The organism is Nitrosomonas sp. HPC101 (assembly GCF_009833125.1).
GTDB lineage: Bacteria > Pseudomonadota > Gammaproteobacteria > Burkholderiales > Nitrosomonadaceae > Nitrosomonas.
Map to the genome: position 1 here is coordinate 120,369 of NZ_QRCC01000002.1, position 25,940 is coordinate 146,308.

Annotated in this window: 26 protein-coding genes and 2 tRNA genes; 14 read left to right on the top strand and 14 right to left on the bottom strand. The window is 48.7% G+C overall.

Going from position 1 to position 25,940, the window contains the following annotated elements; all coding sequences use genetic code 11:
* Window position 1: 1 nt before the first annotated feature.
* Window positions 2–751, bottom strand: a complete 750-nt coding sequence (locus ABO04_RS02410; protein WP_160809029.1) for an RNA methyltransferase — start codon at window positions 749–751, stop codon at window positions 2–4.
* Between the two features lie 50 nt (window positions 752–801).
* On the opposite strand from ABO04_RS02410, the gene ABO04_RS02415 reads away from it, so the two are divergent.
* The 6 genes from ABO04_RS02415 (at window position 802) to ABO04_RS02440 (ending at window position 5,714) form a co-directional block, all read left to right on the top strand.
* Window positions 802–1,629: an inositol monophosphatase family protein gene (locus ABO04_RS02415; protein ID WP_160809030.1), complete on the top strand. Its 828-nt coding sequence runs from the start codon at window positions 802–804 to the stop codon at window positions 1,627–1,629.
* A gap of 27 nt (window positions 1,630–1,656) precedes the next feature.
* A complete protein-coding gene (locus ABO04_RS02420; RefSeq protein ID WP_160809031.1) occupies window positions 1,657–2,565 on the top strand; it encodes an MlaD family protein in 909 nt (302 codons plus the stop codon).
* Window positions 2,562–3,176, top strand: coding sequence for an ABC-type transport auxiliary lipoprotein family protein (locus ABO04_RS02425; RefSeq protein ID WP_160809032.1), 615 nt, complete (start codon window positions 2,562–2,564; stop codon window positions 3,174–3,176). Before ABO04_RS02420 ends, ABO04_RS02425 begins: the two co-directional genes overlap by 4 nt.
* 103 nt (window positions 3,177–3,279) lie before the next feature.
* Window positions 3,280–3,402: a lipoprotein gene (locus tag ABO04_RS02430; protein WP_164504218.1), complete on the top strand. Its 123-nt coding sequence runs from the start codon at window positions 3,280–3,282 to the stop codon at window positions 3,400–3,402.
* Window positions 3,399–4,652, top strand: coding sequence for a diaminopimelate decarboxylase (lysA, locus tag ABO04_RS02435; RefSeq protein ID WP_160809033.1), 1,254 nt, complete (start codon window positions 3,399–3,401; stop codon window positions 4,650–4,652). Before ABO04_RS02430 ends, lysA begins: the two co-directional genes overlap by 4 nt.
* Before the next feature lie 9 nt (window positions 4,653–4,661).
* A complete protein-coding gene (locus ABO04_RS02440; RefSeq protein WP_160809034.1) occupies window positions 4,662–5,714 on the top strand; it encodes a phytoene/squalene synthase family protein in 1,053 nt (350 codons plus the stop codon).
* 93 nt (window positions 5,715–5,807) lie between these two features.
* On the opposite strand, the gene ABO04_RS02445 is transcribed toward ABO04_RS02440, so the two are convergent.
* From ABO04_RS02445 to aroA, 6 genes are all read right to left on the bottom strand, one after another.
* Window positions 5,808–5,945 (bottom strand): hypothetical protein, encoded by a 138-nt coding sequence (locus ABO04_RS02445; RefSeq protein ID WP_160809035.1) that lies wholly within the window; start codon window positions 5,943–5,945, stop codon window positions 5,808–5,810.
* A 13-nt stretch (window positions 5,946–5,958) separates the two neighbouring features.
* Window positions 5,959–6,156: a LapA family protein gene (locus ABO04_RS02450; protein WP_160809036.1), complete on the bottom strand. Its 198-nt coding sequence runs from the start codon at window positions 6,154–6,156 to the stop codon at window positions 5,959–5,961.
* 312 nt (window positions 6,157–6,468) lie between these two features.
* Entirely contained in the window at window positions 6,469–6,786 is a 318-nt protein-coding gene (locus ABO04_RS02455) for an integration host factor subunit beta (RefSeq protein WP_160809037.1), read from the bottom strand.
* 9 nt (window positions 6,787–6,795) lie between these two features.
* Window positions 6,796–8,508: a 30S ribosomal protein S1 gene (gene rpsA, locus ABO04_RS02460; RefSeq protein WP_160809038.1), complete on the bottom strand. Its 1,713-nt coding sequence runs from the start codon at window positions 8,506–8,508 to the stop codon at window positions 6,796–6,798.
* 96 nt (window positions 8,509–8,604) lie between these two features.
* Window positions 8,605–9,279, bottom strand: a complete 675-nt coding sequence (gene cmk, locus ABO04_RS02465) for a (d)CMP kinase (RefSeq protein WP_160809039.1) — start codon at window positions 9,277–9,279, stop codon at window positions 8,605–8,607.
* 78 nt (window positions 9,280–9,357) lie between these two features.
* A complete protein-coding gene (gene aroA, locus ABO04_RS02470) occupies window positions 9,358–10,647 on the bottom strand; it encodes a 3-phosphoshikimate 1-carboxyvinyltransferase (RefSeq protein ID WP_160809040.1) in 1,290 nt (429 codons plus the stop codon).
* A 479-nt stretch (window positions 10,648–11,126) separates the two neighbouring features.
* On the opposite strand from aroA, the gene ABO04_RS02475 reads away from it, so the two are divergent.
* Entirely contained in the window at window positions 11,127–11,381 is a 255-nt protein-coding gene (locus ABO04_RS02475; protein ID WP_160809041.1) for a hypothetical protein, read from the top strand.
* A gap of 49 nt (window positions 11,382–11,430) precedes the next feature.
* Here ABO04_RS02475 and ABO04_RS02480 read toward each other — a convergent pair whose 3' ends face one another.
* The 4 genes from ABO04_RS02480 to ABO04_RS02495 all read right to left on the bottom strand — a co-directional run bounded on the left by ABO04_RS02480 (window position 11,431) and on the right by ABO04_RS02495 (window position 16,848).
* Window positions 11,431–13,929: a DNA topoisomerase III gene (locus ABO04_RS02480; RefSeq protein ID WP_160809042.1), complete on the bottom strand. Its 2,499-nt coding sequence runs from the start codon at window positions 13,927–13,929 to the stop codon at window positions 11,431–11,433.
* 126 nt (window positions 13,930–14,055) lie between these two features.
* Window positions 14,056–14,514 carry a DUF494 domain-containing protein gene (locus ABO04_RS02485; RefSeq protein WP_160809043.1) on the bottom strand — a complete coding sequence of 153 codons (459 nt, stop codon included), beginning with the start codon at window positions 14,512–14,514 and terminating at the stop codon, window positions 14,056–14,058.
* An 80-nt stretch (window positions 14,515–14,594) separates the two neighbouring features.
* On the bottom strand, window positions 14,595–15,716 hold the full coding sequence (gene dprA / locus ABO04_RS02490; RefSeq protein WP_160809044.1) for a DNA-processing protein DprA: 1,122 nt from the start codon (window positions 15,714–15,716) through the stop codon (window positions 14,595–14,597).
* Window positions 15,717–15,819: 103 nt separating this feature from the next.
* Window positions 15,820–16,848, bottom strand: a complete 1,029-nt coding sequence (locus tag ABO04_RS02495; RefSeq protein ID WP_160809045.1) for a LysM domain-containing protein — start codon at window positions 16,846–16,848, stop codon at window positions 15,820–15,822.
* 178 nt (window positions 16,849–17,026) lie between these two features.
* On the opposite strand from ABO04_RS02495, the gene def reads away from it, so the two are divergent.
* The 6 genes from def to ABO04_RS02525 all read left to right on the top strand — a co-directional run bounded on the left by def (window position 17,027) and on the right by ABO04_RS02525 (window position 24,185).
* Window positions 17,027–17,533 (top strand): peptide deformylase, encoded by a 507-nt coding sequence (def, locus tag ABO04_RS02500; protein ID WP_160809046.1) that lies wholly within the window; start codon window positions 17,027–17,029, stop codon window positions 17,531–17,533.
* A gap of 60 nt (window positions 17,534–17,593) precedes the next feature.
* Window positions 17,594–18,559, top strand: coding sequence for a methionyl-tRNA formyltransferase (fmt, locus tag ABO04_RS02505; RefSeq protein ID WP_160809047.1), 966 nt, complete (start codon window positions 17,594–17,596; stop codon window positions 18,557–18,559).
* Window positions 18,552–19,832 (top strand): 16S rRNA (cytosine(967)-C(5))-methyltransferase RsmB, encoded by a 1,281-nt coding sequence (gene rsmB, locus ABO04_RS02510; RefSeq protein WP_160809048.1) that lies wholly within the window; start codon window positions 18,552–18,554, stop codon window positions 19,830–19,832. Before fmt ends, rsmB begins: the two co-directional genes overlap by 8 nt.
* Window positions 19,810–20,442: a DUF4390 domain-containing protein gene (locus ABO04_RS02515; RefSeq protein ID WP_240141380.1), complete on the top strand. Its 633-nt coding sequence runs from the start codon at window positions 19,810–19,812 to the stop codon at window positions 20,440–20,442. Before rsmB ends, ABO04_RS02515 begins: the two co-directional genes overlap by 23 nt.
* A gap of 8 nt (window positions 20,443–20,450) precedes the next feature.
* Window positions 20,451–22,640, top strand: a complete 2,190-nt coding sequence (locus ABO04_RS02520) for an ATP-binding protein (protein ID WP_160809049.1) — start codon at window positions 20,451–20,453, stop codon at window positions 22,638–22,640.
* Between the two features lie 279 nt (window positions 22,641–22,919).
* Window positions 22,920–24,185, top strand: coding sequence for a sigma-54 dependent transcriptional regulator (locus ABO04_RS02525; protein ID WP_160809050.1), 1,266 nt, complete (start codon window positions 22,920–22,922; stop codon window positions 24,183–24,185).
* 145 nt (window positions 24,186–24,330) lie between these two features.
* Here ABO04_RS02525 and ABO04_RS02530 read toward each other — a convergent pair.
* The 3 genes from ABO04_RS02530 to miaA all read right to left on the bottom strand — a co-directional run bounded on the left by ABO04_RS02530 (window position 24,331) and on the right by miaA (window position 25,601).
* Window positions 24,331–24,406: transfer RNA gene (locus ABO04_RS02530), tRNA-Glu, on the bottom strand.
* Between the two features lie 24 nt (window positions 24,407–24,430).
* A tRNA-Ala gene (locus tag ABO04_RS02535) sits at window positions 24,431–24,506 on the bottom strand.
* Window positions 24,507–24,647: 141 nt separating this feature from the next.
* Window positions 24,648–25,601 (bottom strand): tRNA (adenosine(37)-N6)-dimethylallyltransferase MiaA, encoded by a 954-nt coding sequence (miaA, locus tag ABO04_RS02540; RefSeq protein WP_160809051.1) that lies wholly within the window; start codon window positions 25,599–25,601, stop codon window positions 24,648–24,650.
* 142 nt (window positions 25,602–25,743) lie between these two features.
* Between miaA and ABO04_RS02545 the strand changes: the two genes are divergently transcribed.
* Complete coding sequence (locus ABO04_RS02545; RefSeq protein ID WP_160809052.1) at window positions 25,744–25,935, top strand: twin transmembrane helix small protein; 192 nt, start codon at window positions 25,744–25,746, stop codon at window positions 25,933–25,935.
* The last annotated feature ends 5 nt before the right edge of the window (window positions 25,936–25,940 follow it).

Consider the following 25,940-nt stretch of genomic DNA (forward strand, 5'->3'; position numbering starts at 1 on the left):
ATCAGCCATCAGTCCGTTTTTTCGGGCTGACTGCAGCGAGCAAACCACGCAGGATATTCACTTCTTCTTTTTCCAGGCGGGTACGCGCAAACAGACGGCGCATCCGGCGCATGAGGTGTTTGGGTTGCTCGGGATCCATAAATCCACTATGAATCATGACTTGTTCCAGGTGACAATGGAATCCTTCGATTTCATGCAAGCTGGCGGCATCCGGCAATCGAGATGCGGAACAATGCGCAGTGGCTGCATCCTCTTCGAGCACCATACGCAGCTCATAAGCCATAATCTGCACTGCAGCGGCCAGGTTGAGTGAAGAATAGGCGGGGTTGGCCGGGATGTGTACAGTTAACTGGCAATGACTGATCTCTGCGGAGGTAAGCCCGGCACTTTCCCGGCCAAACAATAATGCCACCGGATGATGGCGCGCATGCTGCATAAGCTCCATTGCAGCCTGTCTTGCGCTACAGGTGGGGTGCGGCAGATCACGCCGACGGGCAGTCAGCGCAGCGGCCAGAAAGGTGTCGCCTATTGCCTCCTCCAGAGTGCTGCATACGCGCGCTGTTTCAAGTATGTCGCGTGCATTGGAGGCGCGAGCATCTGCTTCGCTATCCGGAAAGGATTTCGGGTTGACAAGATAGAGCTTGTCCAGCCCCATGGTTTTCATGGACCGGGCAGCTGCGCCGATATTGCCCGGGTGACTGGTATGACTTAACACGATCCGGACATTATCGAGCGGCGTGGCGGGATTCATATTAAAATAGTGGTTTTCCAGTCATTTGTTTCTAAAGTAAAATCTTTACTATGCATCCTATGCTTACTATTGCGGTCAAGGCAGCTCGCCGGGCCGGCAATATCATTAATCGCGCCTCAATGGATCTGGATCGGTTAACTGTTGCACGCAAAGCTCACAGCGATTTTGTCAGTGAAGTGGATAAAGTCGCTGAAGATACCATTATCAAAATCTTGCTGGATGCGTATCCAGATCATTCGATTCTAGCAGAAGAAAGCGGCGCCAGCGGGAATGCGAATAAACCGGAATACCAGTGGATCATTGATCCATTGGATGGCACGACCAATTTTCTGCATGGATTTCCCAAATACTGCGTCTCGATCGCGCTGTTGTACCGAGGGGTTTTGACGCAAGCTGTAATCTACGATCCGATCAGTGATGAATTATTTACTGCCACACGTGGCAGTGGTGCTTTTCTCAATGATCATCGTATTCGCGTCGGCAAACGGACGCAATTGAGTGAATGCTTGATCGGCACCGGATTCCCATTCCGGGATTTCACACATATGGATGCCTACCTGGCTATGTTCCGGGATATGATCCCCAAGACTGCCGGCATCCGTCGCCCGGGTTCTGCAGCACTGGATCTCGCCTACGTTGCCGCCGGACGCTACGATGGCTTCTGGGAAACCGGGTTGGCACCATGGGATATTGCAGCCGGATGTCTGCTCATTCTCGAAGCAGGTGGTATGGTCGGTGATCTGGAAGGCAACGGGCATTACATGCAAAGTGGGCAGATCGTTGCAGGTAATCCCAGAATATTTTCCCAGCTTCTGCAGATTATCGCTCCTCATCTGACTGAACAGCTTCTTGCCGAAAATCGCGAGCCGGCCCAATAATTCCGAGGTTAATCACGAAAGGATCTGATGGAAAATCGAGCACATACCTTTGCTGCCGGCTTGTTCGTACTCCTCCTGGGAATCGCGGCAGTCACAGCAGTCAAATGGTTTAGCCGCGATAATATTAATCACGATCATTATTCTCTAATCTCTGTGGGAGGATCCGTATCAGGATTGAATCCGGAAGCATCCGTTCGTTATCGTGGTGTAAATATCGGAAAAGTGGAGGAAATCTACTTTGACAAGGAAAATATACGTAATATCATTGTTCGTATCGCTGTCAATAGTCACGTAGCACTTCCAAAAAATATCTATGCACAACTGGCCAGCCAGGGCATCACCGGATTAACATATATTGAACTAAATGATGATATCGCTGAAGGAGAAACCGGCTATCTGGAAAAGGAGGCACGTATTTTCCTGAGATCCTCGCTGATCAAGACGCTTTCCGATTCCCTGGAAGAAATTCTCAAGAACTCGAATACCGTAATCAAGCAAATAAACAGCCTGTTGAACGAAAAGAACCAGACACATATTGGTAACATCCTGAGTCAGCTGGAACAGGCAGTTCAAAGCTATAACAAACTGACAGGGCAGTTTCAGGACAGTCTGCAAACCTTGCCGCAACTGACCAGCGAATTTACGTCAACATTCAGGCAAACCCGCCAGGTCATGGAAAATACCAGCCAGGTGCTACAGAAACTTAATCAACAGCAAGGACTGGTAGATAACCTGACCCATGGATCATTGGAAATGACCCACACCCTTGCCAGTCTGAACAAAACCGGTCAAGCTGTTACGCAGAGCACCCGAAAACTCAATCAGTTACTGAATTTACTGGAAGAAAATCCACAAAGCCTGGTGTTTGGTAAACCTCCTGCCTCGCCTGGCCCGGGCGAACCCGGATTCACGCCACCACAGCCGATGAAACAATGACGAAAATTACTACGACGCTTCTGGCTGTTCTATTGACAGGGTGTGCACTGACACCCGAAGCGCCACCTGCTGTCTCACTGTATGATCTTGGCTCGCCATCTGCTATTGCACCCGGATATTCTCTGCCCGTTCAGGCGACCATTCAGATCGCAGACATCACCGCACCTGTCTGGCTGGACACTCAGTCAATTCTCTACCGGCTTGCCTATCATGACCCTGCCCGTGTCTATACTTATGCCGAAAGTCGCTGGAATGCACCACCGGCAGCGTTGTTGACTGAGCGCCTCAGGCAGTATTTTGCAGCTGGAAGCATCGGCAAGCAGAATCAGGATGGAAACAGAGAAAATGGCACACCTGCTCACTATTTGTTAAAACTTGATCTGAGTGAGTTCACTCAGATCTTCACCACACCAGATAGCAGCCAGGCTGTTGTTCAATTGCGTGCTTCTTTATACAAACCAACCTTACGTCTGCCAATCGCACACCGGAATTTCCTGGGCAAACAGACCACTCAAACGGCCGACGCAGCGGGTGCAGTCGCGGCCTTTATGCTGGTAAGTGACAACCTGTTCAATGAGTTGACACAGTGGCTATCCGACATTCACCAATGATAAACATGGTATTTTTAGCGCTGTGCCATAACCTCTGCTCCGATATGTTCCGATATGTTGCACCATTGATCTGCTTTCCATGTATTTCTTCAGTAAAGCAATAATGCGCATACTCGGTCTGATTCTTTTATTGTCACTACTTCTGTCTGCCTGTGGCTATAAAGGTCCGCTTTATCTCCCACAGGATCAACCCGCCGAAAACAACAATACACAGGAAAAACCATGAGCCACTTCAGCTCATTTGATTATCGTGATAATCAGCTCTTTGCGGAAGAAGTTCCGCTGACAGCAATTGCAGACGAATTTGGTACGCCTTGCTATGTTTATTCCAGCGCAGCAATCCGTACAGCCTATCAGGCTTTTAGCCTCGCATTCGGTCAGCGGAACCACCTGATCTGCTATGCGGTAAAAGCCAATTCAAATCTGGCTGTACTGAATCTGCTTGCTCGCCTGGGCAGCGGTTTCGACATCGTTTCCGGCGGGGAATTACAGCGTGTATTGAAAGCAGGGGGGGATCCGCAAAAAACAGTTTTTTCCGGCGTAGGCAAAACACTTGAGGAAATTCGTGTGGCACTGGCTGCCGATATTCTCTGCTTCAATGTCGAATCAGAAATGGAGCTGATTGCATTAAATGAAGTTGCCGGACAAATGCAGAAAACCGCGCCGGTCAGCCTGCGTGTTAACCCGGATGTGGATGCCAACACGCATCCTTATATCTCAACAGGGATGAAGGAAAACAAGTTTGGTATTCCGGCTGCGGAAGCCGAACGGATATATGCACTGGCGCACCGGCTTCCCCATATCCGCGTTTCAGGACTGGATTGCCACATTGGTTCGCAATTAACTGAAATTGCGCCATTTATTGAAGCCGCTCATAAAATGCTGGACTTGCTGGCACGATTACAAGCAACCGGTATTTCCATTGACCACCTGGATCTCGGTGGAGGTCTGGGAATTCGTTATGATCTGGAAGCGCCTCCCACAATAACAGCGTATGTCAAGGCGTTATGTGCAGCTACAGAAAACCATCCCCAGCAATTGCTTATTGAGCCCGGGCGCTCAATGACAGGGAATGCCGGGCTGCTGCTGACCCGGGTGCATTATCTCAAGCATACACCCCACCGTAATTTCGCGATTGTGGATGCGGCGATGAATGACATGCTGAGACCTGCTCTATATCAGGCTTATCATTCAATACTACCAATCACCAGGCACAAAGGAGAGAAAAAAACCTACCAAATCGTCGGGCCTGTCTGTGAAACCGGTGATTTTCTCGGCCATAATCGCGATCTGGTTGTAGAGAAAAACGATTTACTGGCTGTCATGTCGGCAGGTGCGTATGGCATGAGCATGAGTTCAAATTATAATACTCGTCCGCGCGCAGCTGAAATTATGGTAGACGGCAGCTTGGTGCATCTCGTCCGTGCGCGTGAAACTGTGGAGGATTTGTATGCTCTGGAAAAATTCCCAACCTGAAATCTGTATATGACTTCAGCTATGTCAGATATAGCCACACACGATGATGCGCGCTACCAGGAACACATTCTGCAAGGTGTCTCGCGCACTTTCGCACTCACGATCCCTCAGCTGCCACCGGCATTGCGCGCAGTAATAGGCAATGCCTATCTATTATGCCGCATAGTTGATACTGTTGAGGATGACGGAGCGCTAACACCAAAGCAAACACGTGAGCTGGCAGGAATGTTTACTGAAGTCGTCAGCGGCAATACTGAAGCCGAGACTTTTGCACAACTCCTGCATCCCCTGCTTTCAGAACACACCATTCCAGCAGAGCTGGATCTCATCAGAAATACATCCGCCATCATACGAATGACACACAGCTTCAATACTGCGCAACGTCAGGCACTGGAGCGTTGTATTCGCATCATGGGACAGGGCATGGCCGCATATCAGGAAGCAGAATCTCTGTCAGGGCTTGAAAATATGGCTGCAATGGATCGCTATTGCTACCATGTCGCTGGTGTAGTTGGTGAAATGCTGACCGAACTATTCTGCGATTATTCCCCGGAAATCAATCAGCATAAGTCTACACTGATGAAACTGGCTGTATCTTTTGGCCAGGGGCTGCAAATGACTAATATCCTGAAAGATATCTGGGAAGACAGAAAACGAGGGGCATGCTGGCTGCCAAGAGATATTTTTCTGGAAAAGGAGTTTGATCTCAACAGCTTACAATCAGGCTACTCTGCGCAAGGTTTCCATGATGGGTTGGGCACTCTGATTGGTATCGCAAAATCACACCTGTATAATGCGATGACCTACACTTGCATGATTCCTTCTCATGAAACAGGAATACGCCGTTTTTGCTTGTGGGCTATTGGCATGGCCGTGCTCACGCTAAACAAAATAAACCACAAACGTGATTTTACCGCTGGCGTACAGGTAAAAATTTCTCGCAGAAGCGTCAAAGCGACCGTCCTGGTTACCAGTCTTCTGGCTAGTCAGGATTGGGCACTTAAGAAGATTTTCGTTATCGCATCCAGAAAGCTGCCGGAAGTACGAATTCCTGGATTATAAAGCGACAGTCAATCAAGTTCGACTGCAACTGTGTTCAGATAGCGTGCAATTTCAAATCAGGAAAACATCAAAGCCCAGTTGCATTAATTTCTTTCAGTTGGGGCCTTGCGAGGCAAAGCGTTCTTTTCCAATCTGAGCTTGAGAAAACCAGCCGTCCAGCTTGGCTGCAAGATTTAATACCGCGTCCTGATTGGAAAAATCCAGTGCGGCAATGCTGCCCGGATCATTCATACGGTCGGAAATATCAGGTTTTTTTACGGATTTTTTTTACCAGACAGGATAAATATCCGAACAGGGCGCCTGCTGTGAAACAAAGAAAAAGCACGACCACCACGGGAACTTCCCACTCCATTCCAAGATAATAGTGAATTGTCACCATCCCGGAATTTTTAACGGCCACACTGAGCAGAAACAAAAAAACAACCAGACGTACAAGGGTCATAAATATGTGCATTTCTTCTGATTCAATTCAGAACAGTAAAATCAAAGAGAGTGTATTCATCAAAATACCTGAAACAATTCCGATTATATTTGCCGGATAGCACCCAAAACCGACAGCAACTGTAAAACTCTACCCTTTTCTTTTAATCCGGGCAATAAACACATGCCCGGAATCTGTCCAGTCTAAAACCGGCTCACCCCCCTGAAGGGCACACTGCAGATTTATGCAATAGAAACCGACGATAGGAAATGAAGCACATACTTCTCCGCGCCGACACAGCAGGTACTTCAGAATCAGTGGATTCTTAGATTCCTAGCCTGTAGCTCGATCAAGCAGACCACGTTGTTCGTGGTCTGCATCAATCAATTCACGCATTTTTTTACCTGCCTTGAAGTGAGGAACATACTTCTCCGGCACATGAACCCGTTCGCCCGATTTTGGATTACGCCCAGTACGCGAAGGCCTGTAATTCAGATCAAAACTGCCAAATCCACGAATTTCGATACGCTCTCCTTTGGCAAGACTCTTGGCCATCGCATCCAGAATAATCTTGACGACTAACTCTGCATCCTTTGCCAGCAGCTGAGGAAAACGTTCCGCCAGCCTAGAAATCAGTTCGGATTTCGTCATAACCAGCCTTTATTCTTCTGAGGACTTGCTATCGATCTTTGCCTTGAGTAGTGCACCCAAATTAGTAGTACCCGCACTGGCTGGAGTTGGCGCCAGTGATCGGATCGCTTTATCTTCTTCCTCTCGGATCCTGGCCTTAACCGACAAGCTGATATTTCGACTCTTACGATCAACATTAATGATCACGGCTTCAATTTCATCCCCTTCATTAATACGGGTACGGATGTCCTCAATCTTGTCACGGGAAAGCTCAGAAGCACGCAAATAACCCTCTACGTCGTCAGTCAATGCAATAACGGCACCCTTGGCATCAATAGACTTCACAGTACCTTTGACAATACTGTTTTTATCATGTGAGGCGACATAGATATTAAAAGGATCACCTTCCAGCTGTTTGATACCCAAAGAAATTCGTTCTTTCTCTACGTCAATGGAGAGCACAACCGCTTCTACCTCATCCCCTTTTCTAAATTCAGAGATTGCTTTTTCACCGGGTTGAATCCAGGAGAGATCAGATAAATGTACCAAACCATCAATATTTCCGGGTAACCCGATGAACAAACCGAAATCTGTTATGGATTTGATCTGACCAGTCACTTTATTGCCTTTTTCATGGCTCAGTGAAAATTCCTCCCAAGGGTTGGGCTTACATTGTTTCATACCCAAAGAAATACGCCGACGATCTTCATCAATCTCAAGAATCATAACTTCAACTTCATCACCCAACTGCACAATTTTGGAGGGATAAACATTTTTGTTGGTCCAGTCCATTTCAGAAACATGCACTAATCCCTCGATACCCTGTTCAATTTCAACAAAAGCACCATAATCAGTCATATTGGTAACTTTTCCGAACATACGCGTATTCTGAGGATAACGTCTGGAAAGGCCAATCCACGGATCCTCCGTGAGCTGCTTCAGTCCCAGGGATACACGGTTTTTCTCCTGATCAAATTTCAGGATCTTAGCAGCGACTTCATCGCCCACATTGATCACTTCAGTTGGATGTTTTACACGACGCCAGGCGAGATCGGTAATGTGCAGCAATCCATCTATACCCCCCAGATCGACAAATGCACCATAGTCCGTAATATTCTTGACAATCCCCTGAACAACCGCACCTTCCTGCAAACTGGCCAGCAACTCATCCCGATCTGCTCCCTGAGTTTCCTCCAGCACCGCACGTCTGGACACGACCACGTTATTACGTTTGCGGTCAAGCTTGATCACCTTGAATTCCATTTCCTTATTTTCATAGGGTGTCATGTCTTTAACCGGACGGATATCCACCAGGGATCCTGGCAGAAAAGCACGAATACCATTGATTGTGGCTGTCAATCCGCCTTTTACCTTTCCATTGACCATGCCGGTAACAATTGTGCCTTTTTCCATGGCATCTTCCAGTTCATACCAGGCACTCAGGCGTTTTGCCTTATCTCTTGACAATCGGCTTTCACCGTAGCCATTTTCAAGCGCCTCAATAGCAACACTGACAAAGTCGCCTTCACGCGCCTCAACCTCGCCCCTGTCATTTTTAAATTCTTCAATCGGGATATAGCTCTCGGATTTCAGTCCTGCATTAACTACAACAAAATTGTAATCAACACGAATAATTTCAGCAGTAATCACTTCACCTACACGCATTTCCTTATGCGACAGGCTTTCATTGAAAAGTTCGGCAAAGCTTTCTGTAGAATCCGCTACACTGGTTGCAATAGTCATTTAAAAAATACCCGATCGTAAACAATTCCCCTCAAAAGAATAAAGAGGACAGGTTGGTTGGTTAATAAAAACAACAATAAAAACTTGAATTCAAAGTTATCCAGTATTGCCGGAGTCGGCATACATACCCAATACCTTTCCGACAACCTGGTCTATATCGAGACCAGTCGTATCCAGTAAACATGTATCTTCACACTGTTGCAGCGGTGACGCGACACGTTTGCTATCACGTTCGTCACGCTCGCGAAGTGCCTGGATAAGTTCCGCGATACTAGCATTTATTCCCTTCTCCATCAACTGCTTATGGCGTCGGCACGCACGCTCTTCTTCACTGGCAGTCAGATATATTTTCAGCATGGCATCAGGAAAAATAACTGATCCCATATCACGCCCATCAGCCACCAGACCCGGCGGTTTGCGAAAATTCCGCTGACGCTCCAGCAACGCTGCTCTGAGAGCAGGATATTGTGCGATTTGAGAAGCATACTCTCCGCATGCTTCTGCACGAACTGCATCGCTTACATCCACCCCATTCAGCCAGATTAACGAATCCGCAAAAGACGCCTCCAGGCATCGGGCAATACCAACCACCTTTTGCTCATCACTGGTATCCACATTACGCTTCATTGCAGCCAGCGCCACCAGACGATAAAGCACGCCACTATCAAGATAATGAAACCCAAGCGCCTGCGATACAAGACGAGCAATTGTACCTTTCCCCGACGCGGAAGGGCCATCCAGCGTAATTACCGGAATATATTGATTTTTCATGATTCATTCCATCCGAACAAGATTCCTCCGGATTCAAGTTGTGTTCTTTAAAATTCAGATTCGATGCGTTTCTGGAAATTACTGATGCGTAACTGCCGCAAATTTTTCAAAATAATCCGGAAAAGTTTTGGCCACGCAATGTGGATCATTGATGCGCACCGGTGTGCCCAGGGATACCAGGGAAAAACACATCGCCATCCGGTGATCATCATAGGTATCGATAACAGCACCGGCCTTCAAGGAACCATCAGGTGGTGTAATCCGCAGAAAATCATCCCCGGATTCTACTTGAGCACCCAGTTTGCGGAGCTCTGTTGACATTGCCGCGATCCGGTCTGTTTCCTTGACCCGCCAGCTCGCTATATTTCTGAGTGTGGTTGTCCCTTGCGCAAACAATGCGGTTGTGGCCAGTGTCATGGCGGCATCAGGAATGTGGTTACAGTCAAAATCAATTGCCTTTAAGATCTTGTCGTTCGAGGCACCGGATTCTATCCAGTCACTTCCCATCCTAATGTGAGCCCCCATTGCTTCCAGGGCTTCAACAAAATGGATATCTCCTTGACAGCTATCACTCCCTACGCCATCGACGCGTACCATACCACCTGCGATGGCTCCGGCAGCAAGAAAATAGGAAGCGGAAGATGCATCCCCCTCAACGGTCATTTTCCCCGGACTGCGGTAAACCTGGCTTCCTGGCAGAATAAACCTCCGCCAGGATTCCTGCTCAACCTGTGCGCCAAAACGTGCCATTTGTGCAATGGTAAGCGCTACATAGGGTTGCGAGATCAGCGTACCATTGACAATGACAGTCGCCGGTTCACCCGTCAGAGGCAGTGCCATCAGCAGCCCACTGAGAAACTGGCTGGAAATATTGCCATTGATAGTAATATCAGCCGGATGGATTGCAGCCGGGTGGATCTCCAGCGGAGGAAAGTGCATGCGCTCAGGATAAGTAATAACAGCCCCGATCTGGCGCAACGCATCTACCAGATCGCCGATTGGACGCTCATGCATACGCGGCACACCGGAAAGACGATAATGTCCACGCATAAATGACAATACTGCAGTTAACGGACGGAAAGCCGTCCCCGCATTACCCAGAAACAGATCCGCCTTTTTTACGGGAAACTTTCCATTGCACCCCGTTACCCGATAGCAACCTTCATCAATACGGACAATGGCCACTCCAAGTATTTTTAGTGAGTCCAGCATGCGTTCGGTATCATCGGATTCGAGCAGATTGCTGACTGTTGTTGCGCCCTGAGCAAGTGCAGATAACAAAAGAATACGGTTGGAAATACTTTTGGAACCCGGCAAACGTACATGACCTGTTGCACAACGCGCCAGAGGAAGATCAAGCCATTCCATGTGCTAACGCCCTTTTGCAGACAAAAGACAGGAGTTAATCAAGACATAAGGATTTTTTTTCATTTGTTCGACAGTAATCGTCAGTTGCGTGAGTCGTGTCAAGTTAAGGAACCTTTGAAAAACGTTAGCGAGGCAGCCAGCTCAAGGCAGAAGCCGGTAAAAACGAAGTTTATACGTAATCATGAGTATTTTGCGCTGACTTTTAACGTAGAAATGACAACGCAGCTAGTTTTGCGAAGGCTCCTTAAGCAAATGCATATTAAAGTGGCCATCCTGTTTCCAAATTATTCAACCAATACAATCTTCTGCCGCCTTAATCCCCAGTATTTTGAATGCCATGCAGCCTCTACCAAATTCAACTCGTCTGCAAATCAACTATTTTAGCTGGCGGGAACATTAACGCAGCCGACTCTACTAAAGCCCCTTAAGATCAAATACAATACAACCCTTTTCTTATAATAGTTTTATGAGGTCAACTGATGGAAGATACTTCTTCACCGATAGCCACCCTGATTTATTCTATATTGGCCTTTCCGATCGCTTTTATGATCCTCTACTGGATTAAAGTTCGCAAAGACCGGCACCGCAATGAATCAGGTGAAATGGAATACAAAAGCTTGGGGCATGCACTGTCTTTCTTCGTAGTCGAGGGGCTCGCACTGGTAGGCTGTCTATCCGTTCTGATCACTGCCGTTTCTGGCATCATTCGCTATATTATTTATGTATATGGCTGATCTGACGTTTGTTCCGGGAATATAAAACGAAAACTATCCACCGGTAGAATCAGGAAGCCGCTTTATCGGTTTCCGGAACAGCGTTAATACGTTTGCTCTTTGCTTTTTTCTGTTCAAACTCGAATCCGATCTTACCTTCCGGCCCCACAACCAGGTAGGCAGAAAAAGGCCGCCCTTTTTTGGAAATAAATCCTGCCAACAAATCGGTTCTGCCTGTCTGCAGCAGCTTGACCACCTGTTCCGGATCAATGGAGCGATTCAAAATGATTTTCCCGGTCCTGAAACTACAGGAAGGACTTGATCCTACTGCCTTCTCACAAACATAAAATAACTTGTGCTCATATACGGAATGGCCACATTGAGGACACTTTCCAAGCGCTTGTTGCGCCGAAAAATCGACTTCCTCTTCCGCCTGAGTGGCCTCATTGCCAAAATCAAACTTCATTTCATGCTCATCCGTCAATCTGACAAGGGCATTGAATGCGCGTCCCATCTTGCTACGAAAGCCTGATAAGGGACCGATCTCGCGGTCAGAAATCAATGTTTCCATTTCATTCACCTCGAACTGCCGACCTGCCAAAATTTTCCACACGGCAAAATCACATTGCTGGCATTGGAATTTTTTGTAGGTTTCCTTGATTACGCCACCACATTTCGGACAAGGTACCTGGAGCGTTGCAAAATCTCCGCTGATAGTCTTGCCCCGATGATTTTTGGCTTGCTCGACAATATGATGGGTCATCGCGGCGATCTTCTCCATGAAAACATCGCGCTTAAGCTGACCCTGCTCAATCTGGCGCAATTTGAATTCCCAGTCTCCAGTCAGCTCGGGTGAAATCAGCTCAGGAACCTTGATCCCCCGCAACAGCGTCACCAGCGAGAACGCCTTGGCGGTCGGCTGCAACTCTCTTCCCGAGCGCTCAACATAATTTTCATGAATCAGACCTTCTATGATGGCAGCACGCGTGGCAGGTGTACCCAGCCCCTTGGCACTCATGGCCGCACGCAACTCCTCGTCCTCCACCAGTTTTCCAGCACCTTCCATCGCGGACAACAACGTCGATTCGTTATATCGGGCAGGAGGGCGCGTCTGGCTGGCAATCACAGCAACCTCCTGAGCGAGAACTATCTCACCCGGTGTTACTGACACCAGTACCGATTCTTCTTCCTGTCCGCGGGTGGATTCCACCTTGCCATAAACAGCCTGCCAGCCAGCATGTACCAGAACCTTGCCTTCCGTTTTAAACAGCTCATCCGCTACCTTTGTAATGCGAGTCGTGATCAGAAATTCAGCCGCTGGATAAAAAATTGCCAGAAACCGCTTGGTGACCAGATCGTAAAGCTTTTCTTCTGCTTCATTGAGCTTTTTTGGAACAAGTGCAGTGGGTATGATTGCGAAATGATCTGAAACCTTCGCATTATTGAAAATCCGTTTATTCGGTTTTACCCAACCGGATTTCAGAATCTGGCTGGCAAACTGACCGTAGCGAGATTCCTGCAGCACTTGCAGCGTATCCCTGACCGTTTCAGGATAATCTTCAGGAAGCGCACGCGAATCAGTACGAGGATAAGTCAGTACCTTATGCTTTTCATATAAGGCCTGAGCAAGCCCTAGTGTCGTTTTGGCAGAAAAACCAAAACGGCTGTTAGCATCCCGTTGCAGACTGGTCAGATCGTAGAGTAAAGGACAGTTTTCTCTGGCCGGCTTGCTTTCTTCAGAAACAATCCCGGTTTGCCCGTGACATTTAGCCCGAATCGCTTCAGCCTTGGCATGATCCCAAATCCGATCTGCTCTGGATTCAGATTCATCTTTACGCTTGCTAAAGTGCTCATCAAACCACTTCCCCTTATAGAGGCCGTTTTCTGCCTGGAAAACGGCATGAACCTCCCAATAATCCCTGGCTACAAATTTCTTGATCGCCTCTTCCCGCTCGACCAGTATAGCAAGTGTAGGTGTCTGCACACGCCCGACTGTTGTTTTATGAAATCCACCCTCCTGTGAATTGAATGCGGTCATGACACGCGTGCCATTAATACCCACCAGCCAGTCCGCTTCAGAACGGCTGACGGCCGCATCTGCCAGAGGCTGTATCTCGCTATCTTCCAGCAGGTTTGTGAAAGCTTCCCGTATGGCTACTGGCGTCATAGATTGCAGCCATAAACGCTTAATCGGTTTTTTGCTGCCGGTATGACGCACGATATAACGAAAAATCAATTCACCTTCACGCCCCGCATCACATGCATTGATCAATGTATCAACGTCCTTACGCTTGATCAGCCTGCTGAGCAGCTTGAGTCGATCCGTAGTTTTTTCGATCGGAGCAAGATCAAAGCGCGGAGGGATAACGGGCAAATGATCAAAACTCCATTTTCCCCGCTTAACTTCATATTCCTCGGGAACAATCAGTTCCAGTAAATGCCCGATTGCAGAAGAGAGGACGTATTCATCATTCTCGAAATAGTCACCCTGCTTGGTAAATCCACCCAGGACACGCGCTATATCATTAGCAACAGAAGGTTTCTCGGCGATGATTAATTTTTTACTCATAAAGTACTTATAAACCGCTACAGGCACAGAAAACAACTGACACACGGGCTCGTCAGTCAATCAGATCATCCGGTTTCCTGGCTGCCAATCATGAGTGGACTTGGTGGAAAGCGCACCTGTAAAACATCAGTGTCGCTGATGGGAGTCACTGACTACAAATAATTTTTCAATGGTATGACTGTCTGTCGGCTGATCCTGAATCCAGAGATCGAACAGCACGACCAGCTTTATCTTTTCCACGCTGGAAGTATCACCATTCATACGGATTACACGATCAATCAGCAATTCGCGTTGCAGAGGATTAATGACACCGGCTTGCTCAAGAAAAAAAATGAATCCGCGCCCTTCCGTATCAATAATCTCCATTTCTTCTGTTGTGAAATGACGCATTGAATTACTTTCAGCCAACCCAGTCAGATAACCCTCCGTATCACGATGAGAAAATTCGGATAACCAGTCAAGTGCCAGTGTAATCTCCTCATCATCAAAACCAGCCATAGTCAATTTTCGGGTCAGTACCGCAGAATCCGGACAGCTTCCGGTATCGAAATAATTTTCAAACAGATAAACAAGAATATCGAACATAGTCGCCCTGCACTCCCACATTAGAACTACTATAAAACACTTAAACAGGGTAACAAACTCCACCGGACACCCCCGGTGAATCAACAAATACGCTGGTATTTCCCACCAGGCAAACTGCCAACTCTGCCCTCTAGTTCCAAGGTCAATAGCATGGCGGATACCACCTCAACCGTCAAGCCGCTGCGTGTACAAAGCGCATCAATGTCGATTGAATCATAGTCAAAATACATCAGCAGTCCGGTATCATCAACGCAGCCATCACTCGCACCTGCCGATCCGCCCGTTCCATTACGATCAGCTGGAACAGACTGGATCAGTTGTATGGATTGATGATTCAACTCATCCAGAATGTCCTGAATACTCTCAACCAGTTTTGCTCCTTGCTTAATCAGTGCATGGCAGCCTTTTGACAAGGGGGAATGAATGGAACCAGGTATTGCCATCACGTCGCGCCCCTGTTCCAGCGCCAGCCTGGCGGTAATGAGTGATCCACTGTACAGCGTGGCTTCCACAACCAGACATGCATGGCACATCCCACTGATGATACGGTTTCTGCGTGGAAAATTCTTGCTCATGGCTGGCACCCCCAGGTGAAACTCCGAAATCAGAGCCCCCTCATCTGCCAGTTTATGAGCCAGTTCACGATTCCTGGAAGGATAGACAAGATCAAGCCCGGTGCCAATCACTGCCATGCTGGAAGATGCGCCGCGCAGTCCGCCTTGATGAGCAGCGGTATCAATACCCTGCGCCAGACCACTGATGACGCAAAATCCTGCGTTACTGGCAGCCTCGGCAAAAGCATCTGCATTTGCAAGCCCCTGCGGTGTCGCATTGCGGCTGCCAACAATTGCCAGTGCCGGTCGTGTCAGAAATTCTCTCTGACCTTTGAAATAAAGGATTGGAGGAGGATCCGGAATATTAAGCAGCAGATCCGGATAATCCGAATCTGCCAGTGTAATCAGAGAATTCAGTGGATCTTTCAGCCATTCAATGGTCCGGGCGAATTTATCTTCATTCACCTTGCGCAAAAAAATGCTGGCAGCAAGCGGCTTCTTAACAACGCCTTCCAGCGCATGCTGACTGGCAGCAAGCACCTCGGCCGGATCACCAAAAGCAACTAACAGCCGGCGCAAATTTCCACCCCCTACACCTTCTGTCAGACCAAGGCGCAGCCAAGATTCGATATCCTGGTCAATCTGCATAGAATAAAGCACTCACCCCGAAACACCTTTAAACAAGCCCAAGGTTATATTTTAAGCAGCAAAAATCAACACGAGGCGAGTATAGTAACTTTACATCACCTTGTCAGGGCGTTTTCACGGCATCCGTTACTTTGATCGCCTGAGTACTCTGCATGATCAGCGCATAGGAAACCGTATCAAACACACGAAAAACCAACGCCAGACCAACCCGTTCATCAGGCAGACTCTCCTGTTTTCCTTCATACGAGCGGGTATCATTCTCATGAAAAACAGCGAGCACATGTCCCGGCTCAATACCATTGTTATGTCCCAGATTCAGCGTGACAATCATATTTTCACCAATTGCACTCACCCCACCGTAAACTGAAATAATTCGGCCAGTTACAGGAAAATCAGGCGCATGCGGTAGATAGTTATCTACTTTTGCAGCCAAAAATGGAAGCAGGCGATCTCCTTTCAGAATTTCCTGTATCGAACGGGAAATCTTCGCGGTACTGATCGCCGCAAAATCAGTGATTTCAACAGTCCCCAGATAAATGGCCTCATAACCCAGGATCCGATTATCGTGATCAGGATCAGTCAGCACCTTACCGTTACGAAACACCTGCCAGATCACCCCCTGATCAACAGGCAAATCACGTATATAAATTTTGTCACCCGTACTCAGAATCACTCGACCATCACTGGCTCCGAGAATAACCGGAGCTCTATCCAGCTCGCCCTTTTCAATTACCAGCGGCTGACTCAGAAAAGGCTCGATTTTCTCGGCTGGAATACTGGGAATGGCCCGCATCGCCGATTTCTCGACACGAATCCGGGGAGAAAGCCTGACAGTGCCCTTTTCATTCGCCATTCTCAAGCGTTTGCCGTATTGGGTATGCTCCACGAGAATAATATCTCCCGGATAAATCCGATGCGGATTCCTGATCTGCTCACGGTTCATCTGCCAGATTTCAGGCCAACACCACGGCTCCCTCAAAAACCGGGAGGCAATCCCCCAGAGCGTATCACCGGGAACAACCTGATAACGCTCAGGCGCATCCTCTCGCAATCTGCTCTCATCTGCCGCGGAAGACAACCCGGAAAACAGACTGATAAACAAAATCACAGATATAATTGTCCAAATAGACATAGAGGTTCTTCATCTCCATCAAGGCACCCGGAAAAGCAAAGTCACTTGACTTGTTCGTTCCGGACAGGACATAGAGCTGCCAGACCAGGCAGAGCACCGGGTGAATCATAAAATCGGCCGCTGCACAATGATAGAGCCTTCCCCCAAAATTCCAGTATTTGAACTATGCAAATTTGTTATGGCAATTCTGAACATACTTCGATATCCCGATGAACGGCTGCACAAGATAGCAGCGGCCGTGCCATCGGTCACTCAGGAAATATGCACGCTGATCAACGACATGGCCGAAACCATGTATGATGCTGCAGGTGTCGGCCTGGCTGCCACCCAGGTAGACGTTCACAAGCGGATTATTGTTATTGATACCTCTGAAACCCGTGATGAACTGCTGGTTTTAATCAACCCGGAAATCATTGCCAGCACAGGCCAATCGGAAATACAGGAAGGGTGTCTCTCCGTACCTGGTATTTTCGACAAGGTTTCCCGCGCTGAGCAGGTCACCGTCCGGGCAACCGGTATTGATGCAAAATCATTTGAAATGACTGCAACCGGGTTGCTGGCAATTTGTATTCAGCATGAAATGGATCACCTTATCGGCAAGGTATTTGTCGAATATCTGTCACCCTTCAAGCAATCCCGCATTCTGAGCAAGCTAAAAAAACAGGCGCGCAAACAGATTGCCTAACCAGATCCAGCCAGTGTTCATATTCCGATAACTACATTTATCCAGCGAGCACGGTCACGCATGAAAATAATTTTTGCAGGCACTCCGGTTTTTGCAGCAAAAGCCTTGGAAGCATTACAAAAAACAGGATTTGATATCATCCTGGCGCTGACCCAGCCAGATCGACCAGCCGGGCGCGGTATGCGGCTGCAGGCCAGCCCGGTCAAAATACTGGCGCAGCAATACGATATTCCTCTGTTACAGCCGGAAACGTTAAAGTCGCCGGATACACAGGCACAACTCGAAACATTCAAACCTGATGTGATGGTCGTGGCCGCCTATGGACTGCTGCTACCAGAAGCGGTATTGCGCATCCCGCATCATGGCTGCATCAATATCCACGCCTCTCTCCTGCCGCGCTGGCGTGGCGCCGCTCCCATTCAGCGCGCCCTTCTGGAAGGCGATGCAGAAACCGGTGTCTCCATCATGCAAATGGATGAAGGGCTGGATACCGGAGCGGTTCTGCTGCAACGTGCGTTTTCCATTGGACCGCACGACACTACAGCCAGCCTCCATGACAAACTGGCTGATCTGGGTAGCAAATGTATTGTTGAAGCCCTGACGTTACTGGATCAGGGTAAGCTGACCTCCACACCACAAAACAATGCGCATGCCTGTTATGCGGTAAAAATCAGAAAAATCGAGGCTGAAATCGACTGGACACACGATGCAGCTCATATTGACCGGATGATCCGGACATTCAACCCGCATCCCGGTGCATTCACCCATCTGCATGGCACCATGTTCAAGCTATGGCAGGCCGATATTGTCACTCGCAGCAACGCTCATCAGGCCGGTGAAATTATGGCCGCTGACCACAACGGGATCGTTGTGGCATGTGGACGCGACGCGTTATCCATCAACATTCTGCAAAAAGCAGGCGGCAGAAAACTGGCTGCTGCACCGTTCCTTGCCGGACACCCGTTGCAACCTGGAGAATGTTTCCAGAAAGCCGCACAGGATCACCAGGATATCTCAAATGATTGAGGTTCAATTACTCGCTGTACAGGCAATCGGAGAAACCTTTGCTGGTGCCAATCTGAACGAAATATTGCGTCATATCTGGCAAGCCAATACCCGGCTTACACTTCAGCAACGCGGTGCCATTCAGGACATTGCCTATGGCACGCTCCGTCATTACGGGCAGATCGATGCCATCCTCCACCAATTATTGAATAAACCGGTACAGCTTAAACCGCTTCATTACCTGCTGGCGATCGCACTCTATCAACTTTGTTTCAGTAAAACCCCGGTATACGCCATCGTCGATCACGCCGTGTCATCCTCCCGCAAAATCACACGCAATCCCGGTGCAGCGGGACTGATCAACGCTGTATTGCGTAATTTCATGCGCCAGCGCACTTCGCTCCTTGATCAAATCAAGACCAACGAAGTCGCCCGCTATTCCTATCCACAATGGTGGATTGATAAATTGCATCAACAATACCCCCGGAACTACGAAGCCATTCTGCTCGCGGGAAATGAACACCCTACCATGATGTTGCGCATCAACACGTTATATACTTCGGTCGGACACTACCAAGCACTGCTGGCTGCCCAGGGCATCGACTCCGAATGGTTATGGGGCAACGCCTTGCGACTGGCCAGGCCGGTTGCCGTGGAGAAACTCCCCGGATTTTCTGAAGGGCTGGCTACTGTGCAGGATGCCGGTGCACAACTGGCTGCCCCTCTGCTGGATGCCGGAGCGGGAATGCGTGTGCTGGATGCCTGCGCAGCACCTGGCGGAAAAAGCACCCATCTTGCAGAACTGGTCAAAGACATCGAACTGACAGTACTGGATAAACATGAGGCGCGGCTGGTCAGACTGACAGAAAATTTCTCCCGACTGAAAATAACCGATTATCAACTGCTTTGTGGTGATGCGATGCATCCGTCACAATGGTGGGATGGCCAGTTATATGATCGAATCCTGGCGGATGTGCCCTGCTCCGCCTCAGGTGTAGTCAGCCGCCATCCGGACATTAAATGGCTCAGAAAACCCAGTGACACGGATAACTTTGCGCAGACACAAACAACTATATTGAATGCACTATGGCCATTACTGCAGCAGGGAGGAAAACTGCTTTACGCCACCTGCTCCGTGTTCAATGAAGAAAATAACCTGGTCGCTGAAAAATTCCTGTCTACCCATCAAGATGCCAGCAGATTACCCTGTTTCCACGCAACCACTGACAACGGTCAGCTACTGCCAGGGGCGCGCCACGATGGTTTCTTTTATGCCTTGTTCCGAAAAAACTGACATGCACGCTGCCATCAGGAATGCTCTGCTCAACATCATGTTTATACTGCTGACGGCCCTGTTTTCATCAACCACGCTTGCTGCCAAGGGACATATAGAAATTGAATCCTTCCATCTGATCAAATCAGACGAAAACCTTTATATCAATGTCCAGGCTGACATTGATCTAAGCACAACAATGAAGCAAGCCCTGGAAAAAGGGGTTGATCTTTATTTTGTCACCCGACTTCTGATCATGAAACCGCGCTGGTACTGGCTGGATAAAGAAGTTGCTCGCAGCAAAGAAAGAATCGGGCTCAGTTATCAGGCGTTGACCCGGCAATACCGTCTGCTTCAGCGTGGCCAGTCACAAAGCTTTCCGACGCTAAAGGATGCACTACAGGCTTTAGGGCACCAGCCAGATCTTTTGATCAAAGAACATACGCCGCTCCTCTCCGATACCTCTTACACCGCAATTCTGCAAATATGGCTGGATGTTTCACGGCTATCCAAGCCATTTCAACTGGAATGGCTCGATACCCAGGACTGGAATCTCAGCTCCGAAAAGAAAATCTGGCAGGTCACATTTCCACTTGCTCCCACAACTGACAACGAATCTGATTATCGCTAGGCCCGTTTATGAAATACGTTATTTTCATCGTTGCCGGACTGAGCACCATCATGCTGTACCTGCTGGCTTCAGCCGGCGCCAATACCGAATTTTTTGAACGCCACTATCGTTGGCTGATCGTCAGCATTGTGATTTTTCTGCTGCTCCTGATCGGAGTTGTTGGATTTCTGCTTGGACGATTGCGGCGCAGACTCAAAACCGGCGTATTCGGTTCAAAACTGGCATTACGGCTTCTGATGGTTTTTTCGCTGATGGCCATTCTGCCCGGTGTACTGGTGTACGGTATTTCGGTACAATTTCTGGGTAAAAGTATTGAATCCTGGTTTGATGTCAAGGTGGATCGGGCGCTGGAAGGCGGGTTAACACTAGGCCAGACAGTACTGGACAATTTGCTGGAGGAATTACAAAAAAAGACACAGGCCGCTGCGCTCGATCTGGCAGAACCCACCTCGTTTCCGCTGACTGTTCTGAATCAGCTTCTGATCCAATCACAAATACAGGAAGCAACCCTGTTCAATCAGGAAGGAAAAATCATCGCCTTTACCAGTCTGGATGATGGCGTATTGTTTCCTGAAATTCCGAACATGGAAGCAATGCGGCGCATCCGGATGCAGAAAGCTTACAGCGCAGTCGAAACACTCGCCAATAACACGCTGTATCTGCGGGTACTCGTTCCAGTCAATATATTAAGTGCCGATGAAGACATCCGGGTGCTGCAAGTGCTGCAACGCGTACCGCAATCCATCGCGCACAACGCGGAAATTATTCAAGCTGGCTTCAGTGACTATCAGGAATTGATGTTATCGCGCCAGGGATTGACCCGGTTGTACAGCGTAACATTGACTCTGGCCCTGCTGCTCGCCCTGTTTTCTGCACTGGCCAGCGCATTTCTGATCAGTGAAAAACTGAGCGCTCCACTGGGGTCACTGGCAGAAGGAACGCGCGCCGTGGCGCAGGGTGATTTCAGCCGGCGACACCAGATTCACAGTGCCGATGAGTTCGGCATCCTGACCGAATCATTCAATCTCATGACTGAGCAACTCGAAGCTGCACGTACGATCGCACAACAGCATCAGCAGGAGATTGAAAATGCACGCGCCTACCTTGAAAATATTCTGGCCAATCTGTCATCAGGCGTTATTGTCTTTGACAAGGTATTGAGAATACGTGCAGTCAACCAGAGTGCCGAGCAGATACTGCAGATTCCACTGACCAGTTTCGAGGGATTAACCATAGAAGAATGCGCCAAACGGGAAGTGGGGTTGCGATTACTGGCCGGAGAAATCAGAAGTGGCTTCGATTCCGAGGAAGTGGGGGAGTGGCAACGACAAGTGTTACATTTCAATGCAGACAAGGAACAAGTATTGCTGCTGCGAGGCTCACGCTTGCCCCTGGCATCCGGGGGAGGCGGTGTTGTCGTATTCGACGATATCACCAGCCTGTTACAGGTCCAGCGTACCGTGGCATGGGGAGAAGTAGCACGACGCCTTGCCCATGAGATTAAAAATCCACTTACTCCGATCCAGTTATCTGCCGAGCGTTTGCAGCACAAGCTGATCAGCAAACTTGATGAAACGGATACCAGAATACTGAAGCGTTCCATCGAGACCATTGTGAACCAGGTTGAAGCTCTGAAAAAAATGGTGAATGAATTCCGGGAATACGCACGGGTACCCGAACCCGAGCTATATCAGGTGGATATCAATCGGCTGGTGCGGGAGGTGCTGGCGCTTTATCAGACAATCGACAGCACAGAAAACGAATCACCACTGCCACCGATCACAACAGAGCTGGCGGGAGAACTTGTCCCTGTCAGAGGAGATCCGGCGAGGTTGCGCCAGGTCATCCATAACCTGCTACAAAACGCACAGGATGCACTGATCCATACCAAGGAAGCTGGCATTACCGTAAAGACCAGATCAGTCGATACCGGGATTGAGCTTAGCGTAACCGATAACGGCAAGGGCTTCCCGGATCAGGTCAAAACACACGCATTCGAACCCTATGTCACTACCAAACAAAAGGGGACCGGACTTGGATTACCGATTGTTAAAAAAATCGTGGATGAGCATGGCGGTACCGTCAAAATACAAAATATTCAGCCTCACGGCGCACAAATTTCAATCATTCTGCCCACGTTTTCTCACAGCAATGCACAGGTTTCATCCAAAGCAACGCACACTGGAGATACCGGATGATCTCTAATTATGGCTCGCAGCAGATTGAATCTGGTCAGCATTTTCACAAATTTTTGCACATGCAAAACATGCAAGGCACAATAACAGCGATAGTCACCCTGCCCAGACGTCGTTTATTTATAAATATATAACCGAAAGGCTCTTGCCACGGAAGCTTCAGAACAAACATCCGGCCAGAAGACCGGAATCAAATCTGGATCTGCGCCATAACAAGCGCGAACAGGGATGCCTCCTGAAAAAAATTCCCATACCTCAGTCACATGAAAGGATAAGGATCACATGACCAATAACACTATTCTCGTTGTGGATGACGAGCTCGGAATACGCGAGCTACTATCCGAAATACTGGGGGATGAAGGTTACAACGTTGCGCTGGCAGAAAACGCGGAACAGGCGAGAAATTATCGTAGCCAAACACGCCCCGATCTGGTGCTGCTGGACATCTGGATGCCAGACACGGACGGTATTACCCTGCTAAAAGATTGGGCAAATAACGGCCTTCTGACCATGCCAGTCGTCATGATGTCAGGGCACGGCACAATTGATACCGCAGTGGAAGCAACGCGCATTGGTGCAGTGGGTTATCTGGAAAAACCAATCCCACTGCAGAAATTACTTAATACCGTCGGGCAGGTCATGCGCGGAGGCAGGCAACATAAATCTTTCTCAGCCCTCTCCCTGTCACATCTAGGACACAGCGGGTTAATCACAGAACTCCGGAAAAAACTGGAACAAGTGGAGAATCTTAAAATTCCTGTCTTGCTCACCGGAGAGCCTGGTGTCGGCGTGGAACATTGTGCGCAATTCCTGCATCGTCCCAACACAGCCTGGATTGCCCCGGAATCCTGCTTATTTCTTGCAGAAAGCCCGCTGGCACAACTGGAACAGGCGAAAGGTGGATTACTTTTCCTCGTAGAGGTTGGAGATCTAAGCAAACTGGAACAAAAGGGATTGCTGCTGCTGCTTGGCAAACTGGAGCAATATAGCGTACGACTGGTCTGTGCAACGACACGCTCTCTGGCAGAACTGACGGCACAAGGCACTTATCACCCTAAACTGTTTGAAATACTGAGTAATCTCTGCATCACCATCCCGCCTTTGCGCGCTCACCGCGAAGATGTGCCGGAAATAGCCAATCAACTGCTTTCAAGCTGGATTGAATCAGGAGAAGTGCCACTCATGCATTTTAGTACGGCTGCACTTAACGCCTTACGCAATTATGACTGGCCAGGCAATCTTGCACAGTTGACCAGTATCGTGCATTCATTGGCACTCACCTGCACAGATGACGAAATCACTGTCGATGCCGTCCAGCAAGCTCTGGCATTCTCTTCACGCGAAGCGGTATCAGTTGTTTCAGATATCCCGCTCAATATATCACTGCGTGAGGCACGGGATATTTTCGAGAAAAATTACTTTGAAAAACTCATCGAGCAGGAAGGTGGCAACATGACCCGCGTTGCTGAACGTGCCGGCCTGGAACGCACCCATCTTTACCGGAAAATCAAAACACTGGGCATCAAGCCGCGCAGCCAGAATTACTGATTTCTATTGTTATATCAAAAGACCAGAAAACCTCAATGATTAACGATATCGAGGCAGGCGCATAGAAAATTCAGTGAAACAAAATGATCCGACTGCACCCGGGCAGGGCATGTCAGGCAAAGTGAATATGGATGGCGCCAGAATATGGCGTCCCCAAGGGGATTCGAACCCCTGTACCCACCGTGAAAGGGTGGTGTCCTAGGCCTCTAGACGATGGGGACCGGTGTTGTGGATAAAGTAAAAGCTGGTGGAGATAAGCGGGATCGAACCGCTGACCTCTTGCATGCCATGCAAGCGCTCTCCCAGCTGAGCTATACCCCCGGTTAAGACAAGTCGGCAATTATACTGACCCCCCTGTTTGTTGTAAAGCAGCCTGTTGGAATTGCTGGTTTTTTGTATTGCTCCGTATCTAACCGGCATCAAGACTTCCCTTCATCCCTTGTTTTTGGCATCTGCAAAATCTCAGGAAAAGATACGCTGCTTCTGAATAAAACCAATAATCTGCTGAGTTAACTGATCATCCAGGCAGTCGAAGCTCTGCAGTTCATTCATCGCCCTCAACCAGGTCAATTGACGCTTAGCCAGTTGCCTGGTTGCAAAAACACCTCTCTCCCGCATTTCTGCCAGGCTGATTTCATTCTCCAGATACCGATATACCTGACGATAGCCTACGCAACGCATTGAAGGCATATCACGGGTGACCTGAAACCGATCACGGATCATGCCTACCTCATCAACTAGACCTGCTTGCAGCATCCCGTCAAACCGCTGGCTGATGCGCTCATGTAAAACACTGCGATCTCCCGGAAGCAAGGCAATATTGAAAACGCGATAAGGAAAATCGCTATTCTGTTGTTGCCTCAGCACTTCCGACATGGGTTTTCCGGTCAGGTAACAGACTTCCAGTGCGCGCTGAATACGCTGGCTGTCATTCGGCTTGATACGTTCCGCCGCGACAGGATCAAGCCGGTTCAGAACAGCATGCATGGTGGGCCACCCCTGTTCCCGAGCCGATTGCTCCAGCATTCTGCGCAGAGATTCATCCGCAGCAGGTAACATAGCCAATCCCTGCCGTAATACTTTGAAATAAAGCATGGTCCCCCCCACCAGCAGCGGTACTCTGCCGCACGCTGTAATCCCACGCATGGCAGAAAGGGCATGTTCTCTGAATTGCGCAGCAGAATAGCTTTCATCCGGGTTGATCAGATCAATCAGATAATGCGGAATCTCCGCTTGTATCCGTTTGTCCGGCTTGGCGCTGCCGATATTCATGTGCCGATAAACCTGCGCTGAATCGACACTGATGATTTCCACCGGAAAACGTCGCGCAATCTCCATTGCCATGCCGGATTTACCACTGGCAGTCGGTCCCATCAGAAAGATGGCTGGTGGAGATTCTGTATCGGAAGGATTCACAGTCAACTGTTATCAGTTACAATAAAAACCAGACAATTGACGTCCGGACAATCACTTTGGCGTTGTTTGCCGAAGCTTTCAAACAATCACAAGGAAATTCCAAGATGTTTTCTGATACTGCCATGGCCCACCGGGAGAACCCTTGAAAATACTCGCTATCCTGCTCTTGCTCTCCATTTTGTATACTCTCGGCGCTGCACTGTATTACATGATCAAAGATAAAAATGACAGTACACGGATGGTAAAGGCGCTCACCGCGCGCGTCATATTATCTCTGGTATTGTTCGCAATCATGATGTTATGGGTTTATGTGGAATACATACACGGTACCTGAAACAG